15 protein-coding genes and 3 pseudogenes are annotated in these 20354 nt (G+C 58.8%); 10 read left to right on the top strand and 8 right to left on the bottom strand.

The window, feature by feature from the left end; genetic code table 11:
- Positions 1-1175 (bottom strand): DUF2339 domain-containing protein (locus tag AC1DSG_RS26875; protein ID WP_477793591.1); only part of this gene is annotated, 1175 nt, incomplete at its 3' end.
- Positions 1176-1372: 197 nt separating this feature from the next.
- Positions 1373-3823, bottom strand: coding sequence for a glycogen/starch/alpha-glucan phosphorylase (locus AC1DSG_RS26870; protein ID WP_477793590.1), 2451 nt, complete (start codon positions 3821-3823; stop codon positions 1373-1375).
- A 259-nt stretch (positions 3824-4082) separates the two neighbouring features.
- On the opposite strand from AC1DSG_RS26870, the gene AC1DSG_RS26865 reads away from it, so the two are divergent.
- Positions 4083-4523: a YkgJ family cysteine cluster protein gene (locus tag AC1DSG_RS26865; protein WP_085984721.1), complete on the top strand. Its 441-nt coding sequence runs from the start codon at positions 4083-4085 to the stop codon at positions 4521-4523.
- 253 nt (positions 4524-4776) lie between these two features.
- On the opposite strand, the pseudogene AC1DSG_RS26860 reads toward AC1DSG_RS26865, so the two are convergent.
- Positions 4777-6434 (bottom strand): annotated as a pseudogene (locus AC1DSG_RS26860) (GTP-binding protein TypA/BipA).
- Positions 6435-6573: 139 nt separating this feature from the next.
- On the bottom strand, positions 6574-8028 hold the full coding sequence (gene thiI / locus AC1DSG_RS26855; protein WP_477793589.1) for a tRNA uracil 4-sulfurtransferase ThiI: 1455 nt from the start codon (positions 8026-8028) through the stop codon (positions 6574-6576).
- Positions 8029-8358: 330 nt separating this feature from the next.
- Here thiI and glnA point away from each other — a divergent pair, with 330 nt between their 5' ends.
- From glnA to ntrC, 5 genes and pseudogenes are all read left to right on the top strand, one after another.
- On the top strand, positions 8359-9765 hold the full coding sequence (gene glnA, locus AC1DSG_RS26850; RefSeq protein WP_477793588.1) for a type I glutamate--ammonia ligase: 1407 nt from the start codon (positions 8359-8361) through the stop codon (positions 9763-9765).
- Positions 9766-10013: 248 nt separating this feature from the next.
- Positions 10014-10523: a DUF4124 domain-containing protein gene (locus AC1DSG_RS26845; RefSeq protein ID WP_477793587.1), complete on the top strand. Its 510-nt coding sequence runs from the start codon at positions 10014-10016 to the stop codon at positions 10521-10523.
- A gap of 18 nt (positions 10524-10541) precedes the next feature.
- Positions 10542-10763: pseudogene (locus tag AC1DSG_RS26840) on the top strand (DUF4124 domain-containing protein); the annotation flags it as partial.
- A 230-nt stretch (positions 10764-10993) separates the two neighbouring features.
- Positions 10994-12079, top strand: a complete 1086-nt coding sequence (gene glnL, locus AC1DSG_RS26835) for a nitrogen regulation protein NR(II) (protein WP_477793586.1) — start codon at positions 10994-10996, stop codon at positions 12077-12079.
- Positions 12076-13512, top strand: coding sequence for a nitrogen regulation protein NR(I) (ntrC, locus tag AC1DSG_RS26830; RefSeq protein WP_477793585.1), 1437 nt, complete (start codon positions 12076-12078; stop codon positions 13510-13512). Before glnL ends, ntrC begins: the two co-directional genes overlap by 4 nt.
- A gap of 596 nt (positions 13513-14108) precedes the next feature.
- Here ntrC and AC1DSG_RS26825 read toward each other — a convergent pair.
- The gene (locus tag AC1DSG_RS26825; RefSeq protein WP_477793584.1) at positions 14109-14549 is read right to left on the bottom strand and encodes a hypothetical protein; all 441 of its coding nucleotides are present in this window, start codon (positions 14547-14549) and stop codon (positions 14109-14111) included.
- On the opposite strand from AC1DSG_RS26825, the pseudogene AC1DSG_RS26820 reads away from it, so the two are divergent.
- Positions 14548-14811: pseudogene (locus AC1DSG_RS26820) on the top strand (tRNA (cytidine(34)-2'-O)-methyltransferase); the annotation flags it as partial. The gene AC1DSG_RS26825 and the pseudogene AC1DSG_RS26820 overlap by 2 nt on opposite strands.
- A gap of 81 nt (positions 14812-14892) precedes the next feature.
- Here AC1DSG_RS26820 and secB read toward each other — a convergent pair.
- Genes secB through AC1DSG_RS26805 form a run of 3 tightly spaced genes read right to left on the bottom strand, consistent with a single transcriptional unit; the run spans position 14893 to position 16089 of the window.
- Positions 14893-15378 (bottom strand): protein-export chaperone SecB, encoded by a 486-nt coding sequence (secB, locus tag AC1DSG_RS26815; RefSeq protein ID WP_223518842.1) that lies wholly within the window; start codon positions 15376-15378, stop codon positions 14893-14895.
- Positions 15379-15404: 26 nt separating this feature from the next.
- The gene (gene grxC, locus AC1DSG_RS26810) at positions 15405-15674 is read right to left on the bottom strand and encodes a glutaredoxin 3 (RefSeq protein WP_223518840.1); all 270 of its coding nucleotides are present in this window, start codon (positions 15672-15674) and stop codon (positions 15405-15407) included.
- A gap of 1 nt (position 15675) precedes the next feature.
- Positions 15676-16089 carry a rhodanese-like domain-containing protein gene (locus AC1DSG_RS26805; RefSeq protein WP_007949029.1) on the bottom strand — a complete coding sequence of 138 codons (414 nt, stop codon included), beginning with the start codon at positions 16087-16089 and terminating at the stop codon, positions 15676-15678.
- Positions 16090-16242: 153 nt separating this feature from the next.
- Between AC1DSG_RS26805 and gpmI the strand changes: the two genes are divergently transcribed.
- From gpmI to AC1DSG_RS26790, 3 genes are all read left to right on the top strand, one after another.
- Positions 16243-17772: a 2,3-bisphosphoglycerate-independent phosphoglycerate mutase gene (gene gpmI / locus AC1DSG_RS26800; RefSeq protein WP_477793583.1), complete on the top strand. Its 1530-nt coding sequence runs from the start codon at positions 16243-16245 to the stop codon at positions 17770-17772.
- Between the two features lie 243 nt (positions 17773-18015).
- Positions 18016-19314: a murein hydrolase activator EnvC family protein gene (locus tag AC1DSG_RS26795; protein ID WP_477793582.1), complete on the top strand. Its 1299-nt coding sequence runs from the start codon at positions 18016-18018 to the stop codon at positions 19312-19314.
- Between the two features lie 31 nt (positions 19315-19345).
- A partial coding sequence (locus AC1DSG_RS26790; RefSeq protein WP_477793581.1) for a S41 family peptidase occupies positions 19346-20354 on the top strand: 1009 nt, incomplete at its 3' end.

Raw genomic sequence — 20354 nt, 5'->3', positions numbered from 1 at the left:
GACCAGCGCAGCAGCGCCTCGCGGCTGTCGTCTTGCGGCGCGTCGCTCACGGCCAGCAACTTGCGCCGGGCGAACAACAGACCGATGGCCAGGTACATCAGGAAAAACACAATCAGGAACGGCTCGGTACTCCACAGCAACTCTGGCGTGTAGGAACGCAGCCCCCAAGCGAAACCGATGCTGAACGTGCCGGCAAAGCCGATCAGGTTGAGCAATCTCCAGGCCTTGAACCAGGCGATGGCGAGGATGCCAGCGTTGAGCAAGGTGAAGTAGCTGAACAACGCGACGTGGCTGCCGGCACCGGTAGAGGTCAGAATCGGCGCGGCAAAACCGCCCAGCGCGGCCACGCAGGCCAGCGCCAATGAATCCTGGGTGATCGCCAGAATCGCTGAGAACGCCGTCACCGCCACCAGCAAGCCAAGCGCTGCCGTCGGTTCCAGCAGCGGATGCAAACGCATGGCGGCGAACACCGTCAAGTACAGCACGGCAATGCCGGTACCTTGCAGCATCAACGCGTAATTATTGTTGCGATGACGCAGCCACCAACCCAAACCGAGTAGCCCCAACGCAGCCGCCGCGACGCCGGCGTAACGCAGCTCAATCGGCACGACCATGCCTTCGGTCGCATACCGCAGCAGAAAGGCCAGACCGAGGAACAACAGCACAACGCCGACCCGCAGCACGGTGTTACCACCGAACAGCCAGGCGCGGGCGCCACTGATGGCGCGATCAATGAGGTTAGGGCCGCGCGGGGTGGCGCTGGCCTGCGGTTCGGGTTTCCAGGCATCGCCAGGCAGTGGCTGGCTGGTTTCAGTCGCCACAGCGGTGATCGGTTCGAGTTCGGGGGGCAGGTCCCAGATCAGTTCCGGGGTTTCGACAGCGGTTTCGTCGAGGGTGAATTCAGTAGGCGGTACCGGCTCGCCGGCTTCAGGCACTTTGACGCCAGACACTTCCAGCAAGGCCAGACGTTGCTGCACTGCATTCAGCGCAACCTGCGTCTGCTCCAGCAGAGTGTGCTGCCTGGAAGCTTGTGAACCTAAACGGGCGACGCGAATGGCCAGGCCGATACTCAAGCCGAGCAACGCGCCAAACAGCGCATCGCCGAACGACTCGTCAAGTATCCAGCCAAGCATCCAGCCGAGCGCCAGCCCAATCAGCATGAAAATCCATTGCATGGTCGATATCCCTAAGCGGCCCATTGCGTTGTGGCGCCTGCGCGGACGTCATCGCGGGCAAGCCAYGCTCCCACAGAATTGACCTGTGGGAGCATGGCTTGCCCGCGATTGAGCGCGCAGCGCTCACTGAAACTGGTGCTTAGTATATCGGTCAGGCCCAATACCCGCCGGGCCTTGCATGCAATTATTGCGAAAAGTTACTCCAGTGCCTTCCAGATCTCCGTAGCGTACTCGCGAATGGTCCGGTCTGAAGAGAACCAGCCCATCCGCGACGTGTTCAACACTGCCGAGCGCCACCATTCCTTGGAATCGTGCCAATGGGCTTCGACGCGCATCTGTGCATTCCAGTAAGAGTCGAAATCGGCGCAAACAAGGAAGCGGTCGTAATCCACCAGCGAATCAATCAGCCCGGTGTAGCGGGACGGATCATCCGGCGAGAACACCCCACCGCGAATCGCTTGCAGCACGTCATTGAGTCGATGGGACGCCGCGATGTCCGGCGTCGCATTGAATTCGTGGTTCTGTTTGCGGGCCTCAACCTGCTGCGCACTGAGGCCGAAGATGAACATGTGTTCGACGCCGATGCGCTCGGACATTTCTACGTTGGCGCCGTCCAGGGTGCCAATGGTCAGTGCACCGTTGAGGCCGAACTTCATGTTGCTGGTGCCGGAAGCCTCGAAGCCTGCGGTGGAAATCTGCTCCGACAAATCCGCCGCCGGAATAATGCTCTCCGCCAGGCTGACGTTGTAGTTGGGCAAAAACACCACTTTGAGCAGGCCGCGCACGGTCGGGTCGTTGTTCACCACCCGGGCGATGTCGTTAGTCAGCTTGATGATCAGCTTGGCCTGGTGATAACTGGCGGCGGCCTTGCCGGCGAAGATCTTCACGCGTGGCACCCAGTCGATTTCCGGCTCGGCCCGAATCGCCTGATACAACGCCACGGTGTGCATCAGGTTGAGCAGCTGGCGTTTGTATTCGTGAATCCGTTTGACCTGAACGTCGAACATCGCCGCCGGGTTGACCGCCACCCCCAGCCGCTCGTGAATCAGATACGCCAGGGCTTTTTTGCTGTGCAGCCGCTGTTCGGCGAACGCCTTGCGGAACGCGGCTTTTTCGGCAAATGGCGCCAGGTCGAGCAAGCGCCCTTCGGGGTTATCCAGCAAATCCGGCCCGAGGGCATCGACCATCATCGACGTCAGTTCGGGATTGGCCTGGTAGAGCCAGCGGCGGAAGGTGATGCCGTTGGTCTTGTTGTTGATCCGGTCCGGATAGAGCTTGTGCAGTTCGGAGAATACGGTTTTGCGCATCAGCTGTGTGTGCAGCCCGGACACGCCGTTGACGCTGTGGGAGCCAAGGAACGCAAGGTTGCCCATGCGCACACGGCGGCCGTTGTCTTCCTCGATCAGCGAGACCGCGCGCAGCACGTCGAAGTCGTGAATGCCTTTGGCCCGCAGGGAGTCGATATGATGGGCGTTGATCAGGTAAATGATCTGCATGTGCCGCGGCAACATGCGCTCCATCAAACCGACCGGCCAGGTTTCCAGCGCTTCGGGCAACAGCGTATGGTTGGTGTACGACAGCGTGTCGACGGTGATTTGCCATGCCGCATCCCACGCCACGTCGTAGACATCGACCAGCTGGCGCATCAATTCGGCCACGGCAATCGAGGGGTGAGTGTCGTTGAGCTGGATTGCCGCGTGATCGCCCAGGGTCAGCACCGAGGTGTGCATGTTGCGATGGCGGCGCAGCAAATCCTGCAAGGACGCGGCGACGAAGAAGTATTCCTGACGCAGGCGCAGTTCCTGGCCCGCCTCGGTGCTGTCCGCTGGATAAAGCACGCGAGAAATACTTTCGGCGCGAGCCACCTCCGCTACCGCACCCAAATGGTCACCGGCGTTGAAGCGCTCCAGGTGCAAATCTTCCATCGCTCGGGCACGCCACAGACGCAACGTGTTGACGCTCGCCCCACGCCAGCCGACCACCGGGGTGTCGTAAGCAATCGCTCGCACGGTTTCTGCCGGGGTCCAGACTTGTTTGGATTTGCCGTTTTCATCGATGACGGTTTCGACGCCGCCGCCGAAGCCGATGGCGTAAACGACTTCTGGTCGTTCGAATTCCCAGGGGTTGCCGAAGTCCAGCCAGTGTTCGGTCTGCTCCTGTTGCCAGCCATCGACGATGGCCTGGCGAAACAAGCCGTGTTCATAACGAATGCCGTAACCGTGGCCGGCGATGCCGAGGGTCGACATGCTTTCCATAAAGCACGCCGCGAGACGACCGAGGCCGCCGTTACCCAAGGCTGCGTCGGGCTCCAGCAGGCGAATGCGTTCGAGGTCGACCCCAAGCTCGGTCAGCGCTTCACGGGCGACGTCCAGCAGGCCAAGGTTGCTCAGGCTGTCGTAGAGCAGCCGGCCGATGAGGAATTCCAGGGAGAGGTAATAAACCCGCTTCTGCCCTTTGCGGTAGATCTGCCGGGTGTGATCCATCCAGTGCTCGACCATGTGGTCCCGTGCCGCCAGGGCGATGGCTTCAAACCAGTCGTGGTCGAAGGCATGATCCGGGTCTTTACCCACCGCGTAGGTGAGTTTGGTCAAGACGGCGTCGCGGAATGCGGCCACCTCTGCTTCGCGAACAAGTGGTTCTTGAGTCATCGATAGGACCTCGAGCGAGCGTGGAGTTGTTGAGCCTAGACGGTCTGACAGACGGTGGGGGCTCTGGTTCGGCAGTTTTTCCTGAGAGTGCAAGATCGGTCGGCATTACCTTGTCTTGTGCCTGAATCAATGCAGGGGCCGTGCCGGATTAGCGGTGCCAATTGGGTGATCGAGAAAATATCTGGCGAAAGGTTGTTCAAAAATCCACCAGTCCCGGTATGATCGCGCGCCCTGATGCACGTGCTGGTAACAACCGATGATGAAACCCAATCTGATCGCCGCCGCAGAGATCGATCGCCTCGATACCTGGGCCAAGTACTCTGCGCCGATGTGCGGTTCCTGCGTCTCCAGCTGCTGCACGCTGCCGGTCGAGGTCAAGATCAAGGATCTGATCCGCATCGGTATCGTCGACGAATTCGAGCGCGGCGAGCCGGCGAAGAACATCGCCAAGCGCCTGCAGAAGGAAGGGATCGTCGAGCGTTACAGCCAGAAAACCGAGATCTTCACCCTCCAGCGCATGAGCAACAACGATTGCCTCTATCTGGATCGTAAGAGCCGTCTGTGCACTATTTATGAAAAGCGCCCGGACACTTGCCGCAACCACCCGAAAATCGGGCCGCGTCCAGGGTATTGCGCGTACAAGCCCAAGGAAGTGGCGCGTGAGACCAGCGCCAGCCGCCGGCCCCTCGAGAAGTTCTAAACTCCCATCGCCCCCCGTAGCAGCTGTCGAGCCCCAGCGAGGCTGCGTCCGASTGCGCAGCAGTCGTTAAACCGTGCGCCACGGTGATTCCTGGGGACTACATTCACAGAATTTACGACTGCTGCGCACTCGGACGCAGCCTCGCTGGGGCTCGACAGCTGCTACAGAGGCGAACGAGTTGCTACAGCCAGACAAACAAAAACGCCCCCGACCTTGCGGTCGGGGGCGTTTTTTTGTCAGCTAACTAATTAACTTAGTTACCGGACTTCTTCGCAGCGCGGGTACGCTCGCTTTCGCCCAGGATCTTCTTGCGAAGACGGATGGACTTAGGAGTGACTTCGCACAATTCGTCTTCTTGAACGAATTCCAGGGCCTGTTCCAGGGTGAAGCGGATAGGCGGAACCAGAGCGATGGTTTCGTCTTTACCCGAAGCACGCATGTTGTCGAGCTTCTTGCCTTTGGTTGGGTTAACGCCAAGGTCGTTGTCGCGGCTGTTGATGCCGACGATTTGACCTTCGTACACGTCTTCACCGTGACCCAGGAACAGTTTGCCGCGAGCTTGCAGGGTTTCCAGCGAGTAAGTCAGAGCCTTACCGGTAGCAACCGAAACCAGCACGCCGTTCTGACGGCCGGACATATCGCCGGACTTCATCACGTCGTAACGGTCGAAGATCGAGGTCAGGATGCCTGCACCGGAGGTCAGGGTCAGGAACTCGTTACGGAAACCGATCAGGCCACGAGCCGGGATGTTGTACTCAAGGCGCACACGGCCCTTGCCATCCGGAACCATGTTGGTCAGGTGATCAGTACCGAGAGGTGCAGCTCACCACGGCCGGAGACTTTGAACTTGTCGGCGGTGTCGCCTTCTTCAACGCGCAGGGCAACGTTGTAGAGCAGTTCCTTGTCCAGACGTTCCTTGATGTTACGGGACGTCACGAACTTGCCTTCTTTACCGCAGAAAGGCGAGTCGTTTACCTGGAAGGTCATGGAAACGGTTGGTTCGTCAACGGTCAGCGGCTTCATCGCTTCGACGTTCAGTGGGTCGCACAGAGTGTCGGAGATGAACAGCTGGTCGAAGCCGCTGATGCAGACGATGTCGCCGGCAGCTGCTTCTTCAACGTCGATGCGGTGCAGACCGTGGTGACCCATCAGCTTCAGGATACGACCGTTACGCTTCTTGCCGTCGGCGTCGATAGCGACAACCGGAGTGTTCGGCTTGATGCGACCACGAGCGATACGGCCAACGCCGATAACACCCAGGAAGCTGTTGTAGTCCAGAGCGGAGATTTGCATCTGGAACGGACCGTCACGGTCGACTTTCGGCGCAGGTACGTTGTCGACGATCGACTGGTAAAGCGGGGTCATGTCTTCAGCCATGTCGGTGTGTTCCAGACCGGCAATGCCGTTCAGGGCCGAGGCGTAGACGACTTTGAAGTCCAGCTGTTCTTCGGTAGCACCGAGGTTGTCGAACAGGTCGAAGATCTGGTCCAGAACCCAGTCCGGACGCGCGCCTGGACGGTCAACCTTGTTGATGACCACGATTGGACGCAGGCCGGCTTCGAAAGCCTTCTTGGTCACGAAACGGGTTTGCGGCATAGGGCCGTCTTGGGCATCAACCAGCAGCAGAACGGAGTCAACCATCGACATTACGCGTTCAACTTCGCCGCCGAAGTCGGCGTGGCCCGGGGTGTCCACGATGTTGATGTGGTAGCCGTTCCAGTTGATGGCGGTGTTTTTCGCCAGAATGGTAATACCGCGCTCTTTCTCCTGGTCGTTGGAGTCCATCACGCGCTCGTCGTTGAGCTCGTTGCGCTCCAGGGTGCCGGATTGACGCAAGAGTTTGTCTACCAGGGTGGTTTTACCATGGTCAACGTGAGCAATGATGGCGATGTTGCGTAGATTTTCGATCACTTGTGTATCTCGATCAGAGGATTCGGTGTGCTGACAAGTCTTGGCAGCGATTAACAGTAGAGTCAGGCCTTGCCGTTACAGCTTGACGGCAGAGTCGGGGGGCCGATGACGCAGGCCACAGGCAAACAGCCCCGGGCTCTTAGCTCGGTCGATAAACGCGCACATTGGCATGCCCCTCACTGAGCAAATGGTGGGCATGCAGGCGACTCATCACGCCTTTGTCGCAATACAGCAGGTACTGGCGAGTAGGGTCCAGTTCCTTGAAACGAGCGTTCAATGCATAAAACGGCATCGTTTGTACCTCAATGCCAACGAGGCCCAGCGGGTCATCTTCAGCGGCATCCGGGTGACGGATGTCGATGATGATTTGCCCCGCCAGCGCTTCGCTGACTTCYTCAATTTGCAAGTCCTGGCCCAATTCGTCGATGACGCGATCGATCGGTACCAGTTTGGCGTTCTCGAGCGCACGCTCAAGGACTGCCATGTCGAATTCTTTCTCTTCATGCTCCACGCGCGGACGCTTGGCGTGGGTCTTGGGGTTCACCGAGATGACCCCGCAGTATTCCGGCATGTGCTTGGCGAAGTCGGCCGTGCCGATTTCGTTGGCCAGATCGATGATGTCCTGCTTGTGACTGGCGATCAGCGGACGCAAGACCAGCTTGTCGGTCACGCAGTCGATCACGGACAGGTTTGGCAACGTCTGGCTCGACACCTGGGAAATCGCTTCACCGGTGACCAGCGCTTCAATGTCCAGCCGATCTGCAATACGGGAAGCAGCGCGCAACATCATACGCTTCAAAACTACGCCCATATGACTGTTATCGACTTTCCCGAGAATTTCTCCCAGTACTTCCTCGAACGGCACACTGACAAATAACACGCGCTGGGAGCTTCCGTACTTCTTCCAGATGAAGTGCGCGACTTCCATGACGCCCAGTTCATGGGCCCTTCCGCCCAAATTGAAGAAGCAGAAATGGCTCATCAGGCCACGGCGCATGATCTGGTACGCCGCCACGGTGGAATCGAAGCCGCCGGACATCAGCACAAGCGTCTGTTCCAAGGCACCCAGCGGATATCCACCGATGCTGTTGTGCTGGCTGTGGATCACGAACAACCGTTTGTCGCGAATTTCGATGCGAACTTCGATTTCCGGCTCTTTGAGCGAAATTCCGGAGGCGCCACACTGACGACGCAGTTGGCTGCCGACGTACTTTTCGACATCCATCGAGCTGAATTCGTGCTTGCCGGCGCGCTTGCAGCGCACCGAAAAGATCTTCCCGGCCAGCGAATCACCGAAGTGCTGCTTGCACTTGGCGACAATGTCGTCGAAGTCGCCCAACGGGTATTCATCGACCTGCAGGAAATGCGCGATGCCCGGCATGCAGCTCAGGCRCTCGGTCATCTCCTTCAGGGCTTTCGGCTCGCTGACGCGGGTTTCCAGTTCGAGATTGTCCCACACACCGTTCACCACCACGGCCGGATCCAGGTCGCGGAGCACGGTGCGGATGTTTTTGGCCAATTGACGGATGAAACGCATCCGTACCGGGCGGCTCTTGATGGTGATCTCGGGGAAGACTTTTACGATTAGTTTCATGAAAACAGCGCGCGCTGGGCCAGCCGAAAAAGGGGGGCGCGGATTATAGCGGAAATTGCTCAAGGTTTAACCAGTTATTGTGCAGAAGGTTTGGTGCGCACCAAAACAGGTCATTTGTGGATTTTGGCGCCACATTGTAGGGCGAGATTTTCCGTCTAATGACCGTTTGTACCTTTATAAGCATGAAATTGGGGCGAAAAACCCATGGTGGGGCACTGGCATGCAATTTGCTCCCTTGTGAGGCAGGTTGCCTTGGCAGAGTATTCGCGCCGGCATCACCCACATTCCAAGGGCATCCACTACTAAGCCCGAAGCCACCCGGAGGACACTATGTCGAAGTCGGTTCAACTCATCAAAGATCATGACGTCAAATGGATTGATCTGCGCTTCACGGACACCAAAGGCACTCAGCACCACGTGACCATGCCGGCTCGCGACGCGCTGGATGACGCTTTCTTCGAAGAAGGCAAAATGTTCGACGGTTCCTCCATCGCTGGCTGGAAAGGCATCGAAGCCTCCGACATGATCCTGCTGCCGGACGACAGCACTGCCGTCCTCGATCCGTTCACCGAAGACCCAACGCTGATTCTGGTCTGCAACGTGATCGACCCTTCGACCATGCAAGGCTATGACCGTGACCCACGCGCCATCGCCCACCGCGCCGAGGAATACCTGAAGTCGACCGGTATCGGCGATACCGTATTCGTTGGCCCGGAGCCAGAGTTCTTCATCTTTGATCAAGTGAAGTTCAAGTCGGACATCTCCGGCTCGATGTTCAAGATTTTCTCCGAGCAAGGTTCGTGGATGTCCGACCAGGACATCGAAGGCGGCAACCATGGTCACCGTCCAGGTATCAAAGGCGGTTACTTCCCGGTTCCACCGTTCGACCACGACCACGAAATCCGTACCTCCATGTGCAACGCCATGGAAGAAATGGGCCTGACCATCGAAGTTCACCACCACGAAGTGGCGACTGCCGGCCAGAACGAAATCGGTGTGAAGTTCAACACCCTGGTTGCCAAGGCTGACGAAGTTCAGACCCTGAAGTACTGCGTACACAACGTAGCTGTCGCTTACGGCCGCACCGCGACCTTCATGCCTAAGCCTCTGTACGGCGACAACGGTTCGGGTATGCACGTTCACCTGTCCATCGCCAAAGATGGCAAGAACACCTTCGCTGGCGAAGGCTATGCCGGCCTGTCCGACACCGCCCTGTACTTCATCGGCGGCATCATCAAGCACGGTAAGGCACTGAACGGCTTCACCAACCCGTCGACCAACTCCTACAAGCGTCTGGTCCCAGGTTTCGAAGCTCCAGTAATGCTGGCCTACTCGGCTCGCAACCGCTCCGCTTCGATCCGTATTCCTTACGTGTCCAGTCCTCGCGCTCGCCGTATCGAAGCCCGCTTCCCGGATCCAGCAGCCAACCCGTACCTGGGCTTCGCTGCACTGTTGATGGCTGGCCTGGACGGCATCCAGAACAAGATCCACCCTGGCGACGCAGCTGACAAAAACCTGTACGACCTGCCGCCTGAAGAGGCGAAAGAGATCCCACAAGTTTGCGGCAGCCTGAAAGAAGCCCTGGAAGAGCTGGACAAAGGTCGTGCGTTCCTGACCAAAGGCGGCGTTTTCAGCGACGACTTCATCGACGCTTACATCGCTCTGAAAAGCGAAGAAGAAATCAAGGTTCGTACCTTCGTACACCCACTGGAATATGAGCTGTACTACAGCYGCTGATCCGGTAGCGCTGCGGCACGCGGCGTGACAAAAAAGAGGCCTTCTTCGGAAGGCCTTTTTTGTGCCCGGGATTTAATGACCAATGAAGCCATGTTACTGACACACCGCCTTCGCGAGCAGGCTCGCTCCCACAGGGGTTTTGTGGTGTTTGGGGGAATTTGTAAATCATTCCGAAATGTTAACGGCTTGGGTCAATCACCGCCCCTGACCTATGCTGCACCCCAACGCTTTCGTTTCCGGTCGATTTTATGGGTCGTGGTTTGCTTTTGATGTTGCTGCTGATCGCCCTGCCCGCCGTCGCGCAGATCTATAAATACACCGACGCCGACGGCRATACCGCCTACAGCAATCAACCGCCCGATGGTGTCCCGGCACAGCTGGTTGATTTACCGCCGCTTAATAGCCTGGAACCCCAGCCTCCTCCCGCCCCCTCTACCGAAAGCACCCGTCATAAGCCGCCGCACAGCGCCTACGAGGTGCTGCAACTGACTGGCTTGCCCACCGGGGRGGCCCTACGTGCCAATAACGGTACTTTCACCGTCAGCGTCCTGATCAAACCTCGCTTAGAAACGCCGCACCTGTTGCGGTTGCTTCTGGATGGCCAACCCTACAGGCAAACGAGCAATGTGCCGATCCTGCAACTGGTGAACATCGACCGTGGCGAACACAGCCTGGCGGTGCAGGTGATCAATGGAGAGAGCGTCCTTCAACAAAGTCCGACGGTGACGCTCACCGTGCAAAGGGTGCATAAGCCATGAGGCTGTGCAGGCTGAGTAAACATCGACCGTGACAGTCACAACCTGTCTGTTGAAATCCTCGATGAACAAGGCCGCACCGTCGAACAAACCGCCAATCAGCCGCTCCACAGGCTGCGCACGTCCCTCGCGCAAAAACGCCAGGTCAAACCCTGTGCCCTCGTCGACTACGGCAAAAGACCGGAATGCCCGCTCACAGACAAACCGGAAAAGGAAAAAAATCCTTTCTTGCGTTTGCTCTAACGCCGTTCAGCTTTGCGCCCTATATTGGTGCGATTGGTTGCACCGTACTCATATCGCAACCCATTTTGGTTCGAAAGTACCCGCGGAAGCTGGCAGAACGCCACGCAAACGAGCGTAAAACGCCCGTTTCAGGCCTTAAACGCTTCTTTTCGGAGCCTTGGTTTGGTTTTTGCATTTTCCCAGCATCAGCGCTTGGTTCTTGCGCGCGCCCTGCTCCAAAAGAGGTCCTGATGACCATTAGCGACGCACTGCATCGACTACTACTCGACAACCTGACCACCGCCACCATCCTGCTCGATGCCGAATTGCGCCTTGAGTACATGAACCCGGCGGCAGAGATGCTGCTGGCCACCAGCGGTCAACGCAGCCATGGGCAGTTCATCAGCGAGTTGTTCACCGAGTCCACCGAAGCGCTGAACTCCCTGCGCCAGGCAGTCGAGCACGCGCACCCATTCACCAAGCGCGAGGCGATGCTCACCGCCCTCACCGGCCAGACCCTGACCGTCGACTACGCAGTAACGCCGATCCTGGTCAACGGTGGCACGATGCTGCTGCTGGAAGTCCATCCCCGTGACCGCCTGCTGCGGATCACCAAGGAAGAAGCGCAGTTGTCGAAGCAGGAAACCAGCAAGATGCTGGTGCGCGGTCTGGCTCACGAAATCAAGAATCCGCTGGGCGGAATTCGCGGCGCCGCACAATTGCTCGCCCGCGAACTGCCGGAAGAAAGCCTGCGCGATTACACCAACGTGATCATTGAAGAAGCCGACCGCCTGCGAAACCTCGTCGACCGCATGCTCGGCTCGAACAAATTGCCGTCGCTGGCCATGTGCAATATCCATGAGGTGTTGGAGCGTGTCTGCCAACTGGTGTCAGCGGAAAGCCAGGGTTGCATCACCTTGGTGCGCGACTACGACCCCAGCATTCCTGACGTGCTGATCGACCGCGAACAAATGATTCAAGCAGTGCTGAACATCGTGCGCAATGCGATRCAGGCCATCAGCAGCCAGAACGAACTGCGCCTGGGTCGCATCAGCCTGCGTACCCGCGCCATGCGCCAATTCACCATCGGCCACGTGCGCCATCGCCTGGTGACCAAGATCGAAATCATCGACAACGGTCCGGGCATTCCCGCCGACCTTCAGGAAACCATTTTCTTTCCCATGGTCAGCGGTCGTCCGGACGGTACCGGGCTAGGCCTGGCCATTACCCAGAACATCATCAGCCAGCACCAGGGCTTGATCGAATGTGACAGCCACCCAGGCCACACCACTTTCTCGATCTTTCTGCCCCTGGAACAAGGAGCCACATCGACATGAGCCGTAGTGAAACCGTGTGGATCGTCGATGACGACCGTTCTATCCGTTGGGTCCTGGAAAAAGCCTTGCAGCAGGAAGGCATGACCACGCAAAGCTTCGACAGCGCCGATGGCGTGATGAGCCGCCTGGCGCGCCAGCAGCCAGACGTGATCATCTCTGACATCCGCATGCCGGGCGCCAGCGGCCTGGAGCTTCTGGCACGGATTCGCGAACAGCACCCGAGGCTTCCGGTCATTATCATGACGGCTCACTCCGACCTGGATAGCGCTGTCGCGTCCTATCAGGGTGGGGCGTTTGAATACTTGCCCAAGCCGTTCGATGTCGATGAAGCCGTTTCCCTGGTCAAGCGCGCCAACCAGCACGCCCAGGAACAGCAAGGCCTGGAAGTCCCGGTCGCCCTGACCCGTACGCCAGAAATCATCGGCGAAGCCCCGGCGATGCAGGAAGTGTTTCGCGCCATCGGGCGCTTGAGCCATTCCAACATTACCGTGCTGATCAATGGCGAATCCGGGACCGGTAAAGAGCTGGTAGCCCACGCCCTGCACCGTCACAGCCCACGGGCGGCCTCACCGTTCATCGCACTGAACATGGCGGCGATTCCAAAGGACTTGATGGAATCCGAACTGTTCGGCCACGAGAAAGGCGCGTTCACCGGCGCAGCCAACCTGCGGCGCGGACGTTTCGAACAGGCGGACGGCGGCACGTTGTTCCTCGATGAAATCGGCGATATGCCGGCCGATACGCAAACCCGTTTGCTGCGAGTACTGGCCGACGGCGAGTTCTATCGCGTTGGCGGTCATGTGCCGGTGAAGGTCGATGTGCGAATCATCGCCGCAACGCACCAGAACCTGGAAACCCTGGTGCACGCCGGGAAATTCCGAGAAGACTTGTTCCACCGCCTCAACGTGATCCGCATCCACATTCCGCGCCTGTCGGACCGTCGCGAAGACATCCCGACCCTCGCCAAGCACTTCCTCAGCCGCGCTGCACAGGAACTGGCGGTCGAGCCGAAGCTGCTGAAAAGCGAAACCGAGGAATACCTGAAGAACCTGCCGTGGGGCGGCAACGTGCGCCAGCTGGAGAACACGTGCCGCTGGATCACGGTGATGGCATCGGGTCGCGAAGTGCACATCAGCGACCTGCCACCAGAACTGCTGAGCCTGCCGCAGGATTCGGCGCCGGTGACCAACTGGGAGCAAGCGCTGCGCCAGTGGGCCGATCAAGCGTTGGCGCGTGGTCAGTCGAGCCTGCTGGACAGTGCTGTGCCGGCCTTCGAGCGGATCATGATAGAGACTGCACTCAAACACACCGCCGGCCGCCGCCGCGATGCTGCGGTCTTGCTGGGTTGGGGGCGTAATACCCTGACGCGCAAGATCAAGGAATTGGGGATGAAGGTGGATGGTGGGGATGATGATGAGGGGGATGAGGGCTAGTCAGCCTTCCGCTCATTGATCGTTCCCACGCTCCCGCGTGGGAATGCCTCAATGGACGCTCTGCGTCCGCTTCAACTGGGGACGCGGAGCGTCCCGGGCTGCATTCCCACGCAGAGCGTGGGAACGATCAATGCGGACTGACCCACCGATTTCGCGAGCAAGCTCGCTCCTGCTTTTCGAGCTCTGTGCACCGCCGCAATGCACCGTGAACCGCAATCGCGCACAAAAGCACATTCAAAACCCCGCCTGTATTCGCAATCGAACCCCTATCGAAAAAACACGAAAGCCCTGATATACGGGGCCTCCGGCGTTTTAAAGCGATTTTCTGTACCTATTTGTTAAAACCTGGCACGCCCCCTGCAATAGTCCATTCAGTGATTCAGTTCACTACCCGGTTTCGGGGACCTTGGTACAGGCAGGCCGGGGATTCCCCTCTTTACATCGGGCTCACACCGCCTTCGCGACGAGCCCACCCTGTTTTGGGGCCCTTGATACAGGCAGGTCAGGGGTTCCTTCTTTACACCGGGCTCACGACGCAATGCGCGAGCCCCGCCGTTTTGGGAGCCTTGGTACAGGCAGGCCGGGGATTCCCTCTTTTATTGCTCCCGGAGATGGATCTCCAGCCGCCAGCGGTCATCGACCTCGCTCCCGGCCCATTCGCCTTGCAGTGGTCGGGCTGCCACCACCGACAGCAACAACCCCCCATCACTCAAACGCACCCGCCAGTTGACGCTCTTGTCGTTGAGCTTGAGCTGACCTTTCTGCGCCTGGCCTTCAGCCTCGAACAGCAACGCGAGGCTACCGTCCACAAACTCGCCGTGGTTCTTCGGTTCGTTGTTGAACCACACCACCAGCCCGTCGCCGGTGACCTCGACCTGCTGCAAAACAGTCGGGTCGGGCGCAGTCAGGCGACCGATCATCAGCCCCACCATCATCCCGACAATTGCCAACGAACCGAGCACTCGCGGGAATAGTTTCGAACGAGGGTCCTTTGGCGGCGTAGAATGCCCGTCATCTTTACCTTCGGAGCCGTGCATGTTTCACGTCATCCTTTTTCAACCAGAAATTCCGCCGAATACCGGCAACGTAATCAGGCTGTGCGCCAACAGTGGCTGCCACCTGCATTTGATCGAGCCGCTGGGCTTCGAGATGGATGACAAGCGCCTGCGCCGGGCCGGCCTCGACTACCACGAGTATGCCACCCTGCAACGCCACGCCGATCTCGCCAGTTGCCTGGAGAGCCTTGGTCATCCCCGGTTGTTCGCCTTCACCACCAAAGGCTCGCGACCGTTCCACGATGCCAACATTGATGTCATCTGACACTCCCTATTCGCGAGCAGGCTCGCTCCCACACTGAAATTGCTTTGGTGCTTCGAGCGCTTACTGAACGGTCGGAGTCTCGCCAGCCGCCTGCATGCGTTGCAGCTCTTGCGCGTACAGCGCGTCGAAGTTCACCGGTGCCAGCATCAGGGCCGGGAACGAGCCGCGGGTCACGAGGCTGTCCAGGGTTTCGCGAGCGTACGGGAACAGGATGTTCGGGCAGAACGCGCCAAGGGTGTGGCTCATCGAAGCGTCGTCCAGGTTCTTGATCAGGAAGATCCCGGCCTGTTGCACTTCAGCAATGAAGGCAACTTCGTCACCGTTCTTCACGGTCACGGACAAGGTCAGCACGACTTCGTGGAAGTCGCCTTCCAGGGTCTTTTGACGGGTGTTCAGATCCAGACCGACGCTYGGCTCCCACTGCTGGCGGAAAATCGCCGGGCTTTTTGGGGCTTCAAAAGACAAGTCACGTACGTAGATGCGCTGCAAGGAGAATTGCGGTGCGGTTTCTTCTTCGCTAGCTGCAGTGTTCTGTTGGTCAGTCATCTCAGATCCTTTCTGATCTTGGGGTCTTATAGGGAAGGCATACAGGCCTTGAGCATTGCGTCGAGCTTACCGGCGCGCTCAAGGGCAAACAAATCATCACAACCACCCACGTGGGTGCTGCCGATCCAGATCTGCGGCACGGACGTGCGTCCGGCTTTCTGAGCCATGGCGGCGCGCACCTGCGGCTTGCCATCGACCTTGATCTCTTCGAAGGCCACGCCTTTGTTCTCGAGCAGGTACTTGGCTCGCGAACAGTAAGGGCAGTAATCGCTGGAATAGACGACGACGTTGCTCATATCACTTCACCAGCGGCAGGTTGTCGCCCTTCCAGCTGGAAATACCGCCGGCGAGCTTGGCGGCGGTGAAGCCGGATTTCATCAGTTCGCGGGCATGCGTACCGGCGGTCTGACCCATGGCGTCGACCAGAATGATGGTCTTGGCCTTGTGCTTTTCCAGTTCGCCGACGCGGGCGGTCAGTTTGTCGTGAGGAATGTTCAACGCACCAACGATGTGACCGGCGGCGAAGTCCTTGGTCGAACGGATGTCGATCACAACGCCTGCGTCCTTGTTGACCAGCCCGGTCAGTTCACCGGTACTCAGGCTACGGCCGCCGCCTTGCATCTGATAGGCAATCAGCGCCGCCAGCAGTACGACGAAGATACCGACAAGAATGTAGTGGTTAGTGGCAAATTCAATCAGGTGAGCAACCATCGAAGGAGGTTCCAGGGCGTTAAAATGTCGGCCAGTATACACAGCCACTATGGTCGGCCAAACCCCGTCCGGCGGTGACGTGGCCGGAACTTCGCTTTAAACTGCCACTCACTTTTTTATCGCCCTCTTTTAACTCAGCCTCGAGTGGAATCCATGACTACCACGCCTAAACCTTTGGTCCTGATTATTCTCGATGGCTTCGGTCACAGTGAGAGCCCCGAATCCAACGCCATTTATGCGGCGAAGAAGCCCGTGCTGGACCGTCTGTGGGCCACCGTGCCGAACGGCCTGATCTCCGGCAGCGGCATGGACGTCGGCCTGCCGGATGGCCAGATGGGCAACTCCGAAGTCGGCCACATGAACCTCGGCGCCGGCCGCGTGGTGTATCAGGACTTCACTCGCGTGACCAAGTCGATCCGCGACGGCGAGTTCTTCGAGAACCCAACCATCTGCGCCGCTGTGGATWAAGCTGTTGCAGTGGGCAAGGCCGTGCATTTCATGGGCCTGCTGTCCGACGGCGGTGTTCACAGCCACCAGGACCACCTGATCGCCATGGCTGAACTGGCGTTCAAGCGCGGTGCTGAAAAAATCTACCTGCACGCCTTCCTCGATGGCCGCGACACGCCGCCGAAAAGCGCACAGTCGTCCATCGAATTGCTCGACGCGAGCTTCCAGGCGCTGGGCAAAGGTCGCATCGCCAGCATCATCGGCCGTTACTTCGCCATGGACCGCGACAACCGTTGGGACCGCGTGTCCCAGGCCTACAACCTGATTGTCGATGGCCAAGGCGAATTCAATGCCGCCACCGCCCAGGAAGGTCTGCAAGCTGCTTACGAGCGTGGCGAGAGCGACGAATTCGTCAAAGCCACCTCCATCGGCGAGCCGGTCAAGGTCGAAGACGGCGATGCTGTGGTGTTCATGAACTTCCGCGCCGACCGCGCCCGTGAGCTGACTCGTGTGTTCGTCGAAGACGATTTCAATGAATTCGAACGCGCGCGCCAGCCGAAACTGGCCGGTTTCGTCATGCTGACCCAATACGCCGCCAGCATTCCTGCACCGTCGGCGTTCGCCGCCGGCAGCCTGGAAAACGTGCTGGGCGATTACCTGGCGAAAAAGGGCAAGACTCAACTGCGCATTGCCGAAACCGAAAAATACGCCCACGTGACTTTCTTCTTCTCCGGCGGTCGTGAAGAACCGTTCCCGGGCGAAGAACGCATCCTGATCCCGTCGCCTAAAGTCGCTACCTATGACTTGCAGCCGGAAATGAGCGCACCTGAAGTCACCGACCGCATCGTCGATGCCATCGATAACCAGCGTTATGACGTGATCGTGGTCAACTACGCCAACGGCGACATGGTCGGCCACAGCGGCGTGTTCGAAGCAGCGGTGAAAGCCGTTGAATGCCTGGACCAGTGCGTCGGCCGCATCGTCGAAGCCCTGGAAAAAGTCGGCGGCGAAGCGCTGATCACTGCCGACCACGGCAACGTCGAGCAAATGTCCGATGAATCCACGGGCCAGGCGCACACCGCTCACACCACCGAGCCGGTACCGTTCATCTATGTCGGCAAGCGTGACCTCAAGGTCCGTGAAGGCGGCGTGCTGGCGGATGTGGCGCCGACCATGCTGATGTTGATGGGCCTGGAACAACCGGCGGAAATGACCGGCACATCGATTTTGGTGTAACCCGCCCCATCAAACACTGCAAAACCTGTGGGAGCGGGTTTGCCCGCGATAGCAATCTGACATTCAAGATTATTGTGAATGTTAAGCCCCCATCGCGGGCAAGTCGAATCGTCGCACCGCCGCTCCCACATTGGTTTTGCGGTGTTTTTGGGGCCAGTTATCACACAGCCCCAATTGGGCATTTTTTTTGCCACGCATGGCGGGCATACTAGGCCGTCCCTTTCCCTGGTGCCGCCCGCCTCTATGCTCCGCGTCCTGATAGCCCTAGCACTGACTTGCCTGCTCCAACCGGCCTTCGCTGACGAGCGCGAGCAAACCCAACAACAGTTGGACGCCACGCGTCAGGACATTGCCGAGCTGAAAAAACTGCTGGGCAAGTTGCAGGAAGAAAAATCCGGTGTGCAAAAACAGCTCAAAGGCACCGAGACAGAAATGGGCAAGCTCGAGAAACAGGTCGATGCCCTGCAAAAAGAGCTGAATAAAAGCGAAACCGAGCTGCAGCGACTCGATGCCGAGAAAAAAAAACTCCAGAGCGCGCGCATTGAACAGCAACGACTGATCGCCATTCAGGCCCGCGCGGCCTATCAAAACGGCCGTCAGGAGTACCTGAAGCTGCTGCTGAACCAGCAGAACCCGGAACAGTTCGCCCGCACCCTCACCTATTACGACTACCTGAGCCAGGCCCGCCTGGAGCAGCTGAAGAATTTCAATGAAACCCTGCGCCAACTGGCCAATGTCGAAAAAGACATCGACAAGCAGCAGGCACAATTGCTGGTGCAGAAAAGCAGCCTCGACAGCCAGCGCGACGAACTCGAAAAAGTCCGCAAGGAGCGCCAGCAAGTCCTGGCCAAGCTCAACGAAGACGTAAAGGCTCGCGATCAGAAACTGGCCTCCCGCGAGCAGGATCAGGCAGACCTGTCTAAAGTCCTTAAAACCATTGAAGAAACCTTGGCTCGCCAGGCCCGTGAGGCAGAAGAAGCGCGGCAAAAAGCGCTTATCGCCCAGCAGGAAGCCGAAAAAAAGCGCTTACGTGAGGCTCAGGCTGCAGCAGATGCAGAAACCACCGATGCCCCACGCAAACCCGTCAGATCGACACCTGGCGCGCTGGTTTCCAGTTCAGGCGAGACCTTTGGCGGCCCCTTTGCGTCAACCCGGGGAAAACTTCCCTGGCCAGTTGATGGTCGACTGCTGGCACGCTTTGGCGAGTCCCGTGGCGACGATGTACGCACCAAGTGGGACGGCGTGATGATCAGCGCCTCCGCCGGCAGTCAGGTGCATGCCGTGCATGGCGGCCGCGTGGTGTTTGCCGACTGGTTGCGTGGTGCGGGGCTGCTGGTGATTCTCGACCACGGCAACGGTTTTCTGAGTCTTTATGGTCACAACCAGACGCTGCTCAAGTCGGCGGGTGACGTCGTAAAAGCCGGTGAGTCCATCTCCACTGTCGGCAACAGTGGCGGGCAGGACACACCAGCGCTGTATTTCGCTATTCGTCAGCAGGGTCACCCGAGTGATCCGGCGCAATGGTGTCGTGTGCAAGGATAAGCACGGTACCTAATTCAGGAGTTCGTTCGACATGCTGTATTTGTCTCGCCTTACCTCGCTGGCCCTGACGATCGCCCTGGTGATCGGCGCGCCTCTGGCGTTCGCCGCTCAACCAGCGCCGGCTGTCGCGCCTGCGGGCACTGCCGCGACGACCAAGGCACCGTTGCCTCTGGATGAGTTGCGCACCTTTGCCGAGGTCATGGACCGGATCAAGGCCGCCTATGTCGAACCCGTAGATGACAAGACTCTGCTGGAAAACGCGATCAAAGGCATGCTCAGCAACCTCGATCCCCACTCCGCCTACCTGGGCCCGGAAGACTTTGCCGAGTTGCAGGAAAGCACCAGCGGTGAGTTTGGTGGCCTGGGCATCGAAGTCGGCGCCGAAGACGGTTTCATCAAAGTGGTTTCGCCCATCGATGACACTCCGGCGTCCAAGGCAGGCATTCAGGCCGGTGATTTCATCGTCAAGATCAATGGTCAGCCGACTCGCGGCCAGACCATGACCGAAGCCGTGGACAAAATGCGCGGCAAGATCGGCCAGAAAATCACCCTGACCCTGGTGCGCGATGGCGGTACCCCCTTCGACGTAACCCTGTCCCGCGCCATCATCCAGGTGAAGAGCGTGAAGGCGCAGCTGCTGGAAAACGGTTACGGCTATATCCGCATCACTCAATTCCAGGTCAAGACCGGCGAAGAGGTCTCCCAGGCCCTGGCCAAGTTGCGCAAGGAAAACGGCAAGAAGCTCAAAGGCATCATCCTCGACCTGCGTAACAACCCGGGCGGCGTGCTGCAGGCCGCGGTGGAAGTGGTCGATCACTTCATCAAAAAGGGTCTGATCGTCTACACCAAGGGCCGAATCGCCAACTCCGAGCTGCGCTTCTCCGCGACCGGCAAGGATGAAAGTGAAGCCGTGCCAATGGTCGTGCTGATCAACGGCGGCAGCGCCTCGGCTTCGGAAATTGTCGCCGGTGCCTTGCAGGATCAAAAACGCGCCGTGGTGATGGGCACCACCAGTTTCGGCAAAGGCTCGGTACAAACCG

The sequence above is a fragment of the Pseudomonas sp. P5_A12 genome (assembly GCF_056400685.1).
This window is presented reverse-complemented; position numbering and strand designations above follow the sequence as displayed.